The following is a 15302-nucleotide window of genomic DNA, read 5'->3' as shown; positions in this document are numbered from 1 at the left end:
GACGTAAATTACCAAAAATTTCGTACTTATTTTTGGGCGGGCTTTTTTGCAGCAAATACTTCTGATACGCTTCTACATTGCAACAATGACCTGTAGTTAAATTCAATATAAAAACGCTTTTTCTTTATCCGTTTATATTTCGTTTTTTTTATAATAACAGTATCCTCATTTGAAAATTAACCTTTTATCAGAACTTTTTTTAATGGTTATTATTTTCCCTACAAAAAACGATCGTAACATCTTGGTATTTGCAAAAGTAAGTGCCGTTTTCCGCCTGTTTTGCAGCTTTTTTTCCTTTTATCTGGCCTACTGCTTGTTCCAATTCAATCTTTAAAAGAAAACCTTGCTAACTAATGGGAACTGGGCACCATTTTGCTAGCAAGGTTTTTTATTTTTTATCTTCTTTCGTAATTTGTGCTTGTAATTTTTTGGGTAATTTACAGACGACCAGCTGGTAAGAAACGGCAATCATATTGCAAATCTCATCCTCAGTTAAGACCGGACTTGCCAAATAAATAGAATTCCAATGTTTTTTATTAGCATAATATCCAGGAATGATCACGTCGGGATAAAGCTCCCGTAACTCTTCATTTTTAGCAGGATCATTCTTTAACGTGATAATGGCTTTTTCTGTTTGTTCAGGACTCATCATGCCAAACATTTTCCCCATAATATCAAAATAATAAACGCCCCAATCTTGGCGAAAATAGACTTTGGCTTGTGGCAGGCTTTCGCCATACTGTTTGAATTTTTCCATTCGATTTTTTACAGACATCATCTGACCTCCTTAACATTTTCCAGTATACCAAAAGATACGCAAACTGCCCTCAGCTCGCAAAAATAAGCGGGAGATTTTTTTAATTGTATCGCAAGTTTTGGGTAATTTTCCCTTATTTTTTGGAAGGTCCATTTGTAAAATTGATTTTACCAACCTGTAATAAAACAATTTATTCTGGTGAAATTTTTTTGCTTTACCGACAATTAAAAAAACACCCTCTTCTTTAAGAAGGTGTTTTTTTAACTTGATTTCAATCTTCATCCAAAGAAAGTTCAGGTGCCAAAAGCGGTGTTGCTGCTTTTTTAGTGGCAAAGAATTGGCGGGTTTCTTTGACGACCACCGGGCTTAAAAAAATCAGCGCGATGATATTTGGAAAAGCCATCAAGCCGTTACAAATATCTGCCAGTGTCCACACCGCTGAAACGGTCAAATAGGGGCCAATAAAAACAGCTGCCACGTATAAAACTTTAAAAGGATTAGCAAATTTATTCGTATTAAAGAGATATGCCAAACAACGCTCTGAATAATAATTCCAGCCCAAAATCGTCGTAAAAGCAAAGAACATTAAACAAATCATCAACAAGAAAGAAACAACCGCCTCAGAGATCGGCAACGCTTGGCTAAAGGCGTAAATGGTGACTGCCGCGCCATCTTTTCCTATTTTCCATGCATCTGTTAAAATAATCGCCATGCCGGTCATATTACAAACAATAATCGTATCGATAAATGTACCGGTCATAGAAACCAAGCCTTGTCGCACAGGTTCTTTGGTCCGCGCGGCAGCTGCGGCAATCGGCGCACTGCCTAGACCAGATTCATTGGAAAATATTCCCCGGGCAATTCCTTTTTGCATAGCGATCATCATCGCCCCTAATGCTCCGCCGGCAGCTGCCTCAAAACCAAAGGCGCTGCGGAAGATCAAAATAATCACACCAGGTAATTTGTCCGCATTTAAAATAATCAGCCACAGACATAAACTCACATATAAAACGATCATTGCCGGGACAATAATTTCTGAAACTTTGGCAATGCGCTTGACCCCACCAATTAAAACACCGGCGACACAAATTGTGACCAATAACCCCGAAATAATTACCGCCCAAGAATAATTGTTGCCAAATAATTGTAAGCTGTGATTTTTATCAGGATCAAAAAAAGTTTCAGCAGCAGAAGTAATACCGTTAATTTGCGTTAAAGTACCAATACCTAACAGCCCCGCTAAAATACCAAATAAGGCAAAGGCCTTGCCAAGTGGCCGCCATTTTTTTCCTAACCCTTTTTCGATGTAGTAAAAAGGGCCGCCTAATGCTTTTTCGTCCGTATCAAAAGAGCGGTACTTCACGGCTAGTAATCCTTCTGCGTATTTCGTTGCCATTCCCAAAAGCCCTGCTAATTCCAACCAAAACAACGCCCCAGGACCGCCGGCAACAATCGCTGTTGCCACTCCGACGATATTTCCTGTACCGATAGTAGCAGATAGCGCTGTACACAACGCTTGGAAACTCGAAACATCCCCTTTGCCGTCCTCTTCATCTTGCACCATGAATTTCAACGCCAAGGGCAATTTTTTTAGCTGAATAAAACGGCAACCAACCGTCAAAATCAGCCCAATCCCCAAAATCAATAAAATCATGGGGGCTCCCCAAATAATATCGTTAATTTTTACTAACACCTTATCCATTTCATTCCCCCTTTTAACGATAAACCCTCAAACTTTCCACTAACTTGTGACGATTTTACTTTTTCACCGACGAAAACAACAACCTTTTTATTTTTTCGATAATCTGAATATTTTGCCATTTTAACAGGTTTTCAACTGACTTTCCACCCATTCATGATTTTTTTGTCAAAATGTAGCGGAAATGTTCGGGATTTTACGGGGTAAACACAAATAAAAAACTGTCGAACCTGCTTTTTTAGCAGAACCTTCGACAGTTTAAAAATATTATTGGCGCAATTTTTGCTTATGTATTCGCTTATTTTTTCCTCCGATAAAGCATAAAACCGATCACCACAACTGCGATAATTACAGCAACTATGACGGGCACAATAAAATTTGACCCCGGCACTAAAATATCTGTTGGCCCATCACTTTGTCCAATAATTTCACTGGTAGTATTTTTCATTTTTTCTCCCCTACGATCAATTTTTTTTAGTATAGCAGATATTTTAGCGCTAAATATAGCTAAAATGAGCTGTCTGATAATTAATGTGGCTTATGACAACGAAACAATCTGCCAGCCTTAAATAACCCTAAAGCAGCTAATTATCCCTGCTTTTTTATTATTTTTCTTGTTTAAATCGCTTTACAAAAGGCTTATTGGTCCTACAATACGGGCAGCGGAAATGATTTCACTGATTTTTTCTGGTGTTTCTTGCATGCCTTTTTCTATCCAGTACAAAATGATTTCAGCAGACGTATCAAAGAGAATAATGGCTAAATAATCATCTGGTACATTGGGAAACTTACTTTTTAGCTGCGGGTAATAATCTTGCAGAAAATACGACAGCAGATCACGAATGGCATTTTTTAACTCGGTAGCAAAATGCGGATCGCCATGTTTGCCTAAGAGCATCATCACAACTTCTTTTTCATTTTCGGCATGTTTGATTGTTTCGACGAGATCTTTATAATCGATAAAAACAGTTTGATTACCAGATAAATCGATTGTACTTGGAGAAAGTTTCTTATCTTTGACACTTTCGACGAAAAAGTGAATATTGCCTTCTCCTAACTCCAAAATCAGATCATCAATATCTTGATAATGTAAATAAAAAGTTGAGCGATTGATTGCAGCTGTGCGACACAACTCTGAAACCGTCACATCTCGAATAAATTTTGTTTTAGACAATTTAATCAATGCTTGATAAATTTTTTTCTTTGTTTGCTTTTTTTTTAAATTTTGTTCTGCCATCGTATTCTTCCTCTCAAATCGACAAAAGCTAAAAATCTGTTGGTTGACTATCTTTCTACTCGATTATATAATTTCCAAGTTCACAAATCAACACGTTGTTGTTTTGCTTTTGTTATGAGCAGAATTAAATCGGGAAGAAGGCAAAATTATGATAAAACAAGAATGGCGCGCGTTATTCAAAAATAAATTTCTTTTAATCGTCTTGGGGATAATTGGCTTGATCCCAGCATTATACAACCTCATCTTTTTAGGTGGACTGTGGAATCCTTACGGAAATCTTGATCATTTGCCCGTTGCGGTGGTTAATCAAGATCAACCAATTGTCTATCAAGGCAAACAACTCGCCATTGGTAAAAATTTAACCACTAAATTAAAACAAACGCACGCATTAGACTTTCATTTTGTCTCCAAAGAACAGGGACAAAAGGGAATTGAAAAAGGAAAATATTATATGATCGTGACGATTCCGGCAAACTTTTCCAAAAATGCAACGACAATCTTAACTAAGCAGCCAAAGGATATGGAAATTACGTATCAAACCTCTCAGGGTACTAATTTGACTGGGGCTAAAATGTCAGATTCCGCGATGACCCAAATAAAAAATCAAGTATCCAGTCAAGTAACCCAAATGTATAGCGAAACATTGCTTTCACAATTTGGCAAAGCCGGAACTGGTATGCAAAGCGCAGCAGCAGGCGGCAAAAAATTAGCAGCAGGAACCGACAAGTTAAATACTGCCAGCCAGACACTTTCAGATAATTTAACAAAACTAGCTGCTAGTTCACTAAAATTTTCTGATGGAAGCCACACATTAAATAAAAGTCTGCAACAATATGTCACCGGCGCTAAAAAAGTTGATACCGGCGCTAAAAAAATTAATCTCGGCATTACGACTTTAGCGGGTAAAGTGCCGGAACTAACCGGTGGGATCAGTCAACTGACCGATGGTTCTAAAAAACTTGCCACCGGCGTTTTACAATATACAAATGGTGTCGGCACTGTTACAAAGGGATCTAAAAAGCTAACCCGCGGAATCAATCAATTTGCTACAAATATTCCCAGTTTAACGACAGGTGTGGGGCAATTAGGCGCTGGATCGCAAACGTTGCAAAACGGATTAGGTCAATACACAAATGGCGTACAATCCGTCAGCGACGGCACACAGCAAATTTCAGCGGGACTGCAGAGTTTAGCTTCAAAAACGAAACAACTGCCTCAACAAGTAAAAGCTTTAAACGAAGGAACTAAAAAAATATCAACTAGCTTAAGTGCTGTGCAAATGTCAGTGGCAGAAAAAAATCAGCTTTTAAATTATACCGATAGCGTGAAAAGCTATCTTGCGCAAGTTGCTCAAACATTGGCCACAACTGATTTAAGTGGTCTAGAAAATATTGCACAGGTCACGAATCTTGTAACAGAACTCTCTAATCAGTTAAATAGCGTATCAGAAAATGTTGCTGGAATTAATCAGCAAATCGAAACGACAAAACAGAATCTTAGCGCCAACTACCAAACAGATTTAGCAACCAATGCAAATGCCATCGTTGCTGCCTTAGCCACAAAAGGTGTGACTTTATCCCAAGAACAAAAGGACTTGGTCTTAACAACGATGCAACAACAAGATAGCCAAACTTTGCAGGCCGCAAATCAGCTTTCAATCGATACGACACCACTTTTTGCTTCACTAACAGCTCAAAAACAAGCTTTAGAAAAACTAACAAGTGGCCTTGCCGCCGTCCAACAAATTCCTGTTACGCAAATAGCTGACTTGAAAACCGGTGCAAATCAATTGACCCAAGTCAGCGCTACTGCTAGTAACGGAATTAATAAATCTGTGCAGGGACTTTACGATATTGCCAATCAAGTTGTTCCAGGCATCCAAGCAATTGACCAAGGTACAACAGCATTAAATAAAAATATGCCAACTCTCACGAAAAGTATTCAGCAGTTAGCAACTGGCAGTGAACAGCTCACACAAGGTGCCACAAAATTAGCAGCACAAGGACAAACAATTAATCAGGGTGCTGGAAATCTAACAAACGGGCTCGCTAATTTACAACAAAAAGTTCCTGTTCTAAGTGGCGGGGTCAATCAATTAGCCCAAGGCGCACAACAATTGGCTAGTGGAACTGAGCGCTTGCAGCACCAATCAGCCACGCTTACCCATGGTTCAAATCAACTAACAGCTGGCTTAAATCAAGTACAGCAAAAACTGCCTACTTTGCGTAGTGGCGTGTCTGCTTTACAAAATGGCTCCTTACAATTAGTGAATGGAACTGGACAACTAGCAGCAAATGGCGGCAGCATAATTTCAGGTGCGCAAAAATTAGACAGTGGCGCGCAACAAATTTCAACAGGCAGTTTCCAACTTGCTACAGGTGAAAAACAAGTACAGCAATCTTTAGGAAAAGTCGGAAGTGGGCTAAAGGAAGTGAGCAATCAATTGGCTAGTGGTGCTGATAAAATAAAAGAAATCAACACGAAGAAAGTTTCAGCTGATGCCATGGCCAAGCCTGTAAGCACTATTCACCAAGATTTTGACTCAGTAGCAAATAATGGGACGGCAATGGCGCCTTACATGATGTCTGTCGCCTTATTCATTGGAACCATTACATTTAACTTGCTGTTTGATACTTTTACACCAAAGAAAAAACCGACAAGTGGTATCGCATGGTGGGCAAGTAAAGCCTCGATTTTAGGCGCTGTCGGAATTTTTCAAGCTTTAATGGTGTATTTCGTCTTGACCGTCTTTTTAGGTATGACTGTCTTACAGCCAGTCAAAGTGATTTTGTTTAGCATCCTCGTTTCCCTGACCTTTATGTCGATCGTCACGTTGTTCAATTTATTATTAGGAAAACTTGGTTCATTTTTAATGCTTATCTTTATGATCATTCAATTGGCAAGTTCTGGTGGAACGTATCCAATCGAATTAAGTGGCACATTTTATCGGGTTATAAATCCGTTTTTACCAATGACTTATTCCATTCGCGCATTACGCGAAGGCATCTCCATCGGAGGCTCACTGTTAGTTGAAACCGGCCTGTTTATCGGGTTATTCCTAATCAGCAATCTCTTGATGATCGCCTTTTTTACCAAAAAGAAAAAAGATCCCCGCACTTTTGATGAAGAAATGTCCGAAGTTTAAAAAGCGGGTGTGTGAATCTATGAAAATGGTCTAGCGGATAAATTTAAGTTATTGCTACCACTTTTTTACAGTGAAATCAGCTAAAAGGCTAATAAAAAGACAGAAGGAAAAATCCTTCTGTCTTTTAAAATTTATAAATTATAAACTGAAATTTTATTTTACTTTATTAGCAAAATCTAGCAACTGTTGCTTATCATAAAGTTGATGATTGCATTTGTCGCTGTCGACGCAAATATAGTTACCACGTTTGGTATACGTACCGTCGCCGCCTTTTTTAGTCGTGGCTAAAAATAGCGCCACTTCACTGGTTTTATGACAAATGGAACAAACATTTTTCAAAATATTACTAGAAAAATTGCCTTTTAACCCTTTTAGGGCACCATTTTCATAATACAGCATAAATTTTTGCTGCTGCCCCGGATCGTTCCAACCAATATAGGTGTGCTCTTTTAGATCCATCGCGTCAAAATTTGGTAAACGCAATTTTTTCGTCTTGCGAAAGACTTTTTCCACTTGTTTAGCACTTGGCGCAACAAAAGGCGTCACTTGTTCTTTTAATTCGTTTAAATAACGTTCAGCTGCGGCTTTTGTCAAATGTGGATTTAAAATAAATTGCACCAATGCTGCTTTTTTTGCAGAATCTTCCGGCAAAATGGTATTAATTTTTTCAGTTGTTAAAGCCTGTACGGCGTTGACTGTTTGTTTGTCATTGACGGATTGATAGACATTAATCAAATCGTCGATGTCTTTTGCTAAAGCAAAAAATTGATAAGGTTCTAAATTCATAAGATTTTCCTTTCTCCAAACCGCTGATGCGCAGAAGAAAGTCACAACTGCGCCATCAGTCTAACTGCCAGCCAATTGTGCGTACAGAAGATACAAATCGTATCATGTGACCACCACCTTGTTCTAATCTTCGTTATCATACCCGCATTTTCTAAAAAAAGCAACGGCCCTACGCCGGTAGTCAAAAAAGAAAAAAATTGATAGAGTAGAAATAGAAAAGCTTTAGAAACTCGTTTAACTTCCAAGCAATAAGACGGAATTTTAATAAATTGTTCTTCAAATTTCTTGAAATTTTGACTTATTGCCGTAGGAAGTTAGTTTCTAAAACTAGACATGTAGAAAAGTGGAATGTACCGGTTAGCTCTGTGGAAAAATGTCGGAAATTTGACTTCTGGTGTTCCTTACCAGAAGCGAATTTTTGAATTTTTCCCGCAGAGTTGGTACATGAAGCTAGACAAATAGAAAAGCTTTAGGAACTTGGTCAGCTCTCAAGCAATAAGATGAACTCTTGATAAATTGTTCTTCAAATTTTTCAAGAGTTTGGCTTTTGAGCATTAAGACGGAATTTTAATAAATTGCACTGTATAAGGAGAAAACCCATGAAAGTTTTATTTATTTTTGATGACGGTATTTTTTCAACTTTTTTTGTTTATGATTTGCAGGATAAGGGTTCTTTATGGCGCGTTAGTCCTGAAATCATGCTCCACAACATTACCTTGGGAGAATTGTATGTTAAAAATTCGATCACTGATTTTTTAAAATACTTCTCGGTTGCATTTTCTCAGTCGGTAACAAAATACTTCATCTTGAAAAAAGAAGAGGGATTAGCCGCGATTAAAGAAGCCGGTCTGGATACAGATGGCACCTTAACGATTACAGTTGAAAAAGATTTTACCGCTTTAAAAAACGGACAAAAATTTTTATTAGGTCCGCAAAAGTTGTCTTTGACAGAAATTGACGCCTATATTAGCTATCAAATTGACGAAGATAAGTCTTTTGACGTTTTTAGCCGCCAGGAAGATTTGATTCGTTTTATGAAATGGAAGACCGTCACGCCCAGTCTTAGCGCTATTACGCAAAATTTGGGTACAGTCAAAGAGCACACCAAAAGCAATCTCGGCTTACGAGATATGTTAAAACTTGGTACAGGTTATTTGGCCAAAGGCAACGCCCGCATGCAAAAAATAAATGTTCCCACCCCAGGAAGTTACACCGTATCCGGTGATTTTCCTTATCGCTTAGACAAAATAAATTGGGCCAAAAATACCATTCAGCTCCATCGGGATTTACAAGCTTAAATAAGCGTGAAACAAAAAAAGTGATGATACCCAGACGTATCATCACTTTTTTGCTTTATTTTTTATCGGTTGCGTCCCAAACTTGTTTAATGGCTGGAATATTGCCGATTTCCGTTAAGTTACTTGGTAGGATAACCGTATTGTGATTATTTTCCACCACGTGTTTAAAGGCTTCAATGCCTAAATAAGATAACATTTTTTCATCCAATTCACTCTCTTGGATGGCTTGGTTGATCTCTTTAATACGTTGTTTTTCAGCTTCTGTTACGACGCGAATGCGCTCGGCTTCAGCAGCGGCATCGATTTTAATGCGCTCCGCTCTGGCAGTGGCATCAATTTTGGTTTGCTTGGCCCGCGCGGCGGCATCAATTTCCATCTCAGAGGCTTTGGCTTCAGAGTCCAAAATGACAGATTGTTTTTTACCTTCTGAAATTGTGATCAAGGATTCTTTGTCGCGGCTAGCTGTGATGAGCTTGTTCATGGAATTCACGATTTCATCGGAAACTGAAATTTCCCCAATATTAATGCGGTCAATGGACAAGCCGTAGCCCGCCGTAATATCTTTGACACTTTCAAATAGCGCTACATTGATTTCTTCGGTCCCATTTAAGACTTCGTTTAAATCCATTTTCCCAATGATGCCCCGTAAATTAGACTGACAATCTTGGATCATGGAAACTACAGAATTTTGGTTATCGTACACAAAAGCACGGACGTCGGTTACGTGATATTTAATCGCTTCATCAATTTCAACGATAACATTGTCTTTTGTGATTACGCTTTGCGGATCAATTTGAATCGGAATTTGTTTTAAAGAAACCCGCTGCTTGACGTTGTACAAAACGGGGATCAAAAAATGTAAACCCGGATCAAGCGATTTCACATACTTCCCAAAGCTTTCAACGACTTTGACTTCCCCTTGCTCGACGATAATAATCATTTGCGACAAAATTAAAATAATTAAACCAATCAATAAGATAACAAAAAAGATACTAAAAATTGCCAATGTAATTCACATCACTTTCGTATAATGTATTGTTCACTTTTACCAATAGTGCATTAGGAGTGTAGTCGATAACTTCTAACATATCCCCAACTGCCGGCAAACCTGCAACCACTCTATAATCATACCAGCTGCCAAAAATCCTGACACTACCAGTAAAACTTTCTTTCGTTGTCCGAAAGCATTTGCCTAACGTTTTTTCCATTTGATAATCTGCCAACGAATTTGCCCACCTCCTGTTACCAGCCAAACCTAAAACCCCAACGTGATTGCAATCATTATACCACTTGCAAAATGCTCTTAGTGAATCATTTGTTAATTAACAGCTTTTTCGACTAAAATAGAAGCATCATAAAAAATCAGACAAGGAGGTAAGCCCATGGCTTTTTTTAAAAAAGAACCCACGCAAGCAGAATTATTAAAACAAACGCTAACCTCTTGGCTTATTCAAAATGCAGGCAACGAGATTTTGTTAGCTGATTTAAATGAATGCCTCTACCAAAATAACTTTTTTTCCCTGCATTATTTTGCCCAGGTTGGTTTTCAAGCGGAAAATAAACAAGCCGTCTTAACGGCACGGGTAAAAAAAGACGCCGTAAAAAAATTAAATCAGCTAAAAGAAGCGGATTTTAACGCCGAGTTTACTAGTACCAAAATACAAAAATCAATTTTAGACGGTATTCTTACCAGTGAGAGCTCCTATTTTCGCCTTTATGTCGCACCTTCTGCTTTAAAATGTGGCACCGACTTATTAAAAACATTCGCTGAAACCAAAATTTATCAAACGGATAAAAAAACTGGGGCTTTTGTTGCCAGCAGCATCCAAGAATTGCTCTATTTATGCTACCGTTTTGATTTAGCGCAAAACCCGCAACTAGCAGTTAAAAATCTTTCTTTAACTAAACTTGTGCCAGCTTCTGTTACCGCACCAATTTTAACGACTTTGACTGCCATTTACAATAACACGATTTCAGAAGTTGATTTACAGTATTTATTCACGTGGGTGCTACAATACAGCGCTACGATTACGGCTACCAGCACACTGTTTGCCTCTTATTCCGCCAGCGCTTTGCCGCCAGAAGTCTTGGCTAAAACACAGGCGATCGTTCGTGAGCTGTCCAAAAATTTTGCCGCCAGCACCACTGTCTTAACGCCTCATGCAACGCAAGATGCACTGGGTGTCACTAGCCAATTACTTAAGCAAATTCCCGCCTTATTTGAAGAAGCCAACGAAAAAATGACCACTTTAAGGCAAAAGCTGCAAGCAGCCGCTGAAGATGAAAATAAGCCATAACCTGACTGTTACGCCTTAAGCTTTTTTTCATGTCTACTGCTGTAAAATCAACTTTTTATTGTAACAAAAAATGTGACAAAAAAGTTTCATGTGAAACATTTGCTTGCTTACCTCTTTTTTGCGGCGTAAAAAAACACCTGAAAGCAAAAATTCGCTTTTTATTTGTCTTTGGAGTACCCTTATGAAAAATAAGCGAGGTGTATTATGAAAACTGTACTTCAGAACGTCAGAATTGAAACAGATTATCTAAAAAACGCTGGTTTCACTTATGGAACCAAGACCAAAAAAGTAGCGATTACTTTTGAAGATGGTGTGATTACTGCTGTTAGTGATTCAGAGGAATCTTTTGATCCTAAAAGCGCCATAATTGATGGTAAAAATGCTTTAGTCCTACCGCAGTTACGCGAAATGCATGTGCATTTTGATAAAAGTAAATTAGGGATTCCTTGGTATCCCGTTGAACCAGCTGATAGCTTGGTGCAGCGTTTTACCAAAGAATTTGAATATTTAGAAAGTGCGCCTTTATCTTTTGAAGAGCGCATGAAAAACTTAATTGAATTAGAGCTGGCTCATGGTGTAACTCATTTTCGCTCCCACATCGACATTCATCCCAAGGTTGGCCAACGCTACTTGGAATCTGCGCAAAAAGTTTTAAGTGCGTATACTGATAAATTGGATTATGAATTGGTTGCTTTTCCGCAGCATGGTCTGCTTTTATCTGATGCCTATGATGAGATGAAAACAGCGCTGCGCAATGGTGCTACTTTAGTTGGCGGGGTCGATCCGGTCTCCCTTGACCAAAACTTAGCTCTTTCTTTAAATCAAACTTTTGAATTAGCCACTCAATTTAATGTGCCCATGGATTTACACATTCACGAACGCGGTGATAATGCGCGGGCATTCTTTTCTAAATTGTTGGAGCTGACCAAAGAAGCAAACTGGCAAAATAAAGTAACGATTAGTCACGCTTATGGTTTAAGAGACTTAGCTGGTACAGAACAAGATGAACTTTTTAGTGCCTTAGCAGAAAATGGGATTACGATTATTTCCAGCATTCCTTTAAATTTTGTTATTCCACCATTAACCAAACTAAAAGCTGCCGGTGTCAAAACCTTTATTGGCTGCGATAACATCTATGATTGCTGGTCACCTTTTGGCAATGGTGATGTGATGGATAAATTAAATCGCTATGCTGAAATTTTTGACCAACTATCACAAGAAGAATTAACCGAAAGTTTGGAACTTGTAACCGGCCAAAAAGCGCTGGCTTTAGACGGCTGGCTTAAAGTGGGGATGGCAGCTAATTTCACTTTAGTAAACGCTGACTCTACGGCAGAATTTGTCGCCCGTAAAATTCCGGTTTCGGCCAGTTACTTCAACGGAAAACAAGTAAAATAGTAAAAAGACTTGGCAGAAATGGTGAAAGTAGCAAAAAGTTAGACGACAAAGCTAACTTTTTTTGCTACCGCCTTTCATTTTGCCGGTCTTTTTTTTCTAAAAAATGGTAGCGGTGCTGACTTGTCAACACGGCTACCACTTTAAAAGATATTTTTAGCTGTTTAATTCTTTGATGGCCTTAGCTTGCGGGCGGCGAGATTTTAGTAAAACACCACTTACTAAAACTAACAACGCTGCCAACGCACCGACTAGTCCATACAGCCATGGCGGTGTCTGAGAACTAGCTGCCACCGGAATAATCGCACTGTTAACTTCTTTGGCGTTTTTACTGCTCACTGTAAAAGACTCGTTTACTTGCCAGACATTGCCTTTGCCGTCGGTTACTTGCAAGTGAAGCTGATAGGCGCCTGGTTTAATTTCTTGATCGTTCATTGCAAAGACCAAATCAAAATTCGAGTTAGGTGCCATGGAACGATTTTCCCAGTTTATTTTTTGCAGCGCTGTTTTTTTACCCGCTTCTGTAATTTTACCGGTGTAGGTCATCTTGCCAATCGCGTCCAAAGTCATATTTTCCACGTTCACACTAAAAGCTGTCTCGCCAAAGGAAATAGCGGCTTTAGGATTGGTAATTTTCAGCTCTCGCTTCACTTGTGTTAAGGTATTGCGCAGCTGCAACCCAAGAATATAGCCAAATTGACTCGTGACAGATGCCCCATCTTCTTCAATCAATTTTAAAACTTGAATCCCCGCCATAATTCGACCAGCGAATTTTTCTGTTGGCATGGTTACAGAAAGTGGCACTTGTATTTCACTTTGTGGTGGTACGGTTACGGTTTTGGGAGCTTGAACGACATCTTCAATTGGATATATCGTTGCAGCAGATGGCGCCTTTTTACTGCTGTAATCAATTTGACCACTGCTATTGGTGGTGGCTTGATTAATATTTACCACAAATTTTTGAGCTACAGCAGCATCGTTTTTTATTGCGATTTTGATTTCTTGTTTTGCACCAGGCTTTAATAACAAATCAAAATAAGTTTGCTCTTTATCAATTTGATTTTCCGGTAAGATACCACGAATGCTAAATTCTACATTGCCGCTCGCCTGCGCTGTTGGCCCTAAAAATAAGAAAACAAAAGTTAAACATACCAAAATCCAGCCACTTTTTTTCATTATTGCCTCCTAAATTACTCCGCAACTTCCGGCAAAGCCGTTAGCGTGAAGAGTACCAAATTTTCTACGTCAATTTTATCCCCTTGTTTTAATTGGAAATCATGATCTTTGAATTCCATTGCGCCGCTTTCAAATTTTTTCATTAGGAAACCAGCTTTTTCTGTCACATCTTGACTAGAAAAAATAATGTCGCCATCCGCACCGGCACCATAAATCTTTTTGCCTTCGACTGTAAATTTGGTAATCGTTACCGCTTTATTGCCAGTCGCAATATTGGTTTTACCAGCTTCATCAACTTTATCTTTGTTTAAAGAAGCTTTTAGATTCCATGAAACACTTGGCGTATCATTAAAAACAACGTAATTATTTTTGAAAACTTTCTTGATCGCACTATCGCTGTCATCTTTAATATTTTGATCGGTAAAGTTTACTGTGTAATTCCCGGTAGCATTAAGGGTGGTTGCTTGTTCAAAACGGTCGGGAACATTGATTAATTTTAGTTGTTGCAATTCCGGATTTTCATTGGCTAAAACGGTAATATTCAAATCGGTACTACCTTTTGTATCGCTCTCCACCTTGGCAAATGCCGAATTCCCACAACTTAATAGTGCCATTGTCATTAAACCTGCTGCTAAAAATTTTTTCATCTTTATTTCGCTCCTTTTTATATGGTTGGTACATTTTGTAAGACAATAATTTGAGTGGCCTTGTATAAACCAGCGGCAGCGTCAGGAGAAATTGTTAGCTGAATGTCTTCTTTTTTGACCCGATATTCATAAGAAATCGCTCCTTGATCTGTTTCGCCAGTCTTTTTCACAATTGTATTTCCTGCTTGTTGCTGCTTTGTTTTAAAGGGTTGGCTTTGAAACTGGGAACTAACTTGCCACTGTTGGTGATTTTTTTTTCGTAATTTGCCTGTCCCTAACTGATAGTAGACGTCTTTTGCTAGATATTGTGCTTCTTTTTTGAAAGGTTGGAATTGATAAAGCAGCTGCCAACCTGCTTGTTTGCTGTAACGACTATCGATAATTTGAATCACTAAATCCGTCTTGGAAGTGATCGTAAAGCGCTCCTTGCGTATTTTATGCCGGCCAAAATCTGGCGGCTTTACCATTTGTAATTGCAAGTCTTGCTCCATTACTTCAATAATCAAATTACTTGCGGCCAATCCTGTCGGCGGCCGGATAAAGAGGCTGCCAAACACGAGCAAGCCAACTAAATAAAGCCAGCATTTACGCATCTTTACGCCTCCTTTGATAAAATAAAATTGTGCCGCCAACTAGTAGCGTCCCCACAAAAGATAGCCCCATTTGTAAAACTTCTCCTGTTTTTGGCATAAAAATTAGCGGATTGTCTTTTTTTAAAGTTAAATCATTTGTATTTGCGTTGGGTTTTTCTTGATATAATTCCAAGGGTATCGTTTTTTGATCTTGATCATAGGTTATTTCTGCCCCTAAAGCACGCACTGGAAATAGGCCGCAGACTAGCACTAAAAAGCAAATTCTTTTCACC

Annotated in this window: 17 protein-coding genes; 4 read left to right on the top strand and 13 right to left on the bottom strand. The window is 38.7% G+C overall.

Going from position 1 to position 15302, the window contains the following annotated elements; all coding sequences use genetic code 11:
* Positions 1–199: 199 nt before the first annotated feature.
* The 6 genes from P3T75_RS00230 to P3T75_RS00205 form a co-directional block, all read right to left on the bottom strand.
* Positions 200–322 carry a hypothetical protein gene (locus tag P3T75_RS00230; RefSeq protein WP_282461915.1) on the bottom strand — a complete coding sequence of 41 codons (123 nt, stop codon included), beginning with the start codon at positions 320–322 and terminating at the stop codon, positions 200–202.
* A gap of 66 nt (positions 323–388) precedes the next feature.
* Entirely contained in the window at positions 389–775 is a 387-nt protein-coding gene (locus P3T75_RS00225; protein ID WP_282461914.1) for an MmcQ/YjbR family DNA-binding protein, read from the bottom strand.
* 12 nt (positions 776–787) lie between these two features.
* On the bottom strand, positions 788–1039 hold the full coding sequence (locus P3T75_RS00220) for a hypothetical protein (protein ID WP_282461913.1): 252 nt from the start codon (positions 1037–1039) through the stop codon (positions 788–790).
* Positions 1029–2459 (bottom strand): alanine/glycine:cation symporter family protein, encoded by a 1431-nt coding sequence (locus P3T75_RS00215; RefSeq protein ID WP_282461912.1) that lies wholly within the window; start codon positions 2457–2459, stop codon positions 1029–1031. The genes P3T75_RS00220 and P3T75_RS00215 overlap by 11 nt, the downstream gene beginning before the upstream one ends.
* Before the next feature lie 295 nt (positions 2460–2754).
* Complete coding sequence (locus tag P3T75_RS00210; protein WP_230709868.1) at positions 2755–2904, bottom strand: hypothetical protein; 150 nt, start codon at positions 2902–2904, stop codon at positions 2755–2757.
* A gap of 180 nt (positions 2905–3084) precedes the next feature.
* Positions 3085–3693 carry a TetR/AcrR family transcriptional regulator gene (locus tag P3T75_RS00205; RefSeq protein WP_282461911.1) on the bottom strand — a complete coding sequence of 203 codons (609 nt, stop codon included), beginning with the start codon at positions 3691–3693 and terminating at the stop codon, positions 3085–3087.
* Positions 3694–3841: 148 nt separating this feature from the next.
* Between P3T75_RS00205 and P3T75_RS00200 the strand changes: the two genes are divergently transcribed.
* Entirely contained in the window at positions 3842–6838 is a 2997-nt protein-coding gene (locus tag P3T75_RS00200; protein ID WP_282461910.1) for a YhgE/Pip domain-containing protein, read from the top strand.
* A gap of 153 nt (positions 6839–6991) precedes the next feature.
* Here P3T75_RS00200 and P3T75_RS00195 read toward each other — a convergent pair whose 3' ends face one another.
* Positions 6992–7624, bottom strand: coding sequence for a FusB/FusC family EF-G-binding protein (locus P3T75_RS00195; protein ID WP_282461909.1), 633 nt, complete (start codon positions 7622–7624; stop codon positions 6992–6994).
* Positions 7625–8223: 599 nt separating this feature from the next.
* Between P3T75_RS00195 and P3T75_RS00190 the strand changes: the two genes are divergently transcribed.
* Positions 8224–8922, top strand: coding sequence for an LCP family protein (locus P3T75_RS00190; RefSeq protein ID WP_230709861.1), 699 nt, complete (start codon positions 8224–8226; stop codon positions 8920–8922).
* 55 nt (positions 8923–8977) lie between these two features.
* Here the strand turns inward: P3T75_RS00190 and P3T75_RS00185 are convergent, their stop codons facing one another.
* Both P3T75_RS00185 and P3T75_RS00180 read right to left on the bottom strand, forming a co-directional pair.
* Positions 8978–9862 carry an SPFH domain-containing protein gene (locus P3T75_RS00185; protein WP_242595786.1) on the bottom strand — a complete coding sequence of 295 codons (885 nt, stop codon included), beginning with the start codon at positions 9860–9862 and terminating at the stop codon, positions 8978–8980.
* A gap of 52 nt (positions 9863–9914) precedes the next feature.
* Positions 9915–10130, bottom strand: a complete 216-nt coding sequence (locus P3T75_RS00180) for a hypothetical protein (protein WP_206903061.1) — start codon at positions 10128–10130, stop codon at positions 9915–9917.
* Positions 10131–10304: 174 nt separating this feature from the next.
* Between P3T75_RS00180 and P3T75_RS00175 the strand changes: the two genes are divergently transcribed.
* Together P3T75_RS00175 and P3T75_RS00170 are read left to right on the top strand one after the other, a co-directional pair.
* Positions 10305–11219 (top strand): hypothetical protein, encoded by a 915-nt coding sequence (locus P3T75_RS00175; RefSeq protein WP_282461908.1) that lies wholly within the window; start codon positions 10305–10307, stop codon positions 11217–11219.
* A gap of 204 nt (positions 11220–11423) precedes the next feature.
* Positions 11424–12617 (top strand): amidohydrolase family protein, encoded by a 1194-nt coding sequence (locus P3T75_RS00170; RefSeq protein ID WP_206902916.1) that lies wholly within the window; start codon positions 11424–11426, stop codon positions 12615–12617.
* 153 nt (positions 12618–12770) lie between these two features.
* Here the strand turns inward: P3T75_RS00170 and P3T75_RS00165 are convergent, their stop codons facing one another.
* Genes P3T75_RS00165 through P3T75_RS00150 form a run of 4 tightly spaced genes read right to left on the bottom strand, consistent with a single transcriptional unit; the run spans position 12771 to position 15301 of the window.
* Positions 12771–13790: a DUF916 and DUF3324 domain-containing protein gene (locus tag P3T75_RS00165; RefSeq protein ID WP_282461907.1), complete on the bottom strand. Its 1020-nt coding sequence runs from the start codon at positions 13788–13790 to the stop codon at positions 12771–12773.
* A 14-nt stretch (positions 13791–13804) separates the two neighbouring features.
* Positions 13805–14437 carry a hypothetical protein gene (locus P3T75_RS00160; protein WP_282461906.1) on the bottom strand — a complete coding sequence of 211 codons (633 nt, stop codon included), beginning with the start codon at positions 14435–14437 and terminating at the stop codon, positions 13805–13807.
* 17 nt (positions 14438–14454) lie between these two features.
* Positions 14455–15030, bottom strand: coding sequence for a WxL domain-containing protein (locus P3T75_RS00155; protein WP_282461905.1), 576 nt, complete (start codon positions 15028–15030; stop codon positions 14455–14457).
* Complete coding sequence (locus tag P3T75_RS00150) at positions 15023–15301, bottom strand: LPXTG cell wall anchor domain-containing protein (protein WP_282461904.1); 279 nt, start codon at positions 15299–15301, stop codon at positions 15023–15025. The genes P3T75_RS00155 and P3T75_RS00150 overlap by 8 nt, the downstream gene beginning before the upstream one ends.
* Position 15302 lies beyond the last annotated feature (1 nt).

The sequence above is a fragment of the Enterococcus montenegrensis genome, assembly GCF_029983095.1.
Lineage (GTDB): Bacteria > Bacillota > Bacilli > Lactobacillales > Enterococcaceae > Enterococcus_C > Enterococcus_C montenegrensis.
This window is presented reverse-complemented; position numbering and strand designations above follow the sequence as displayed.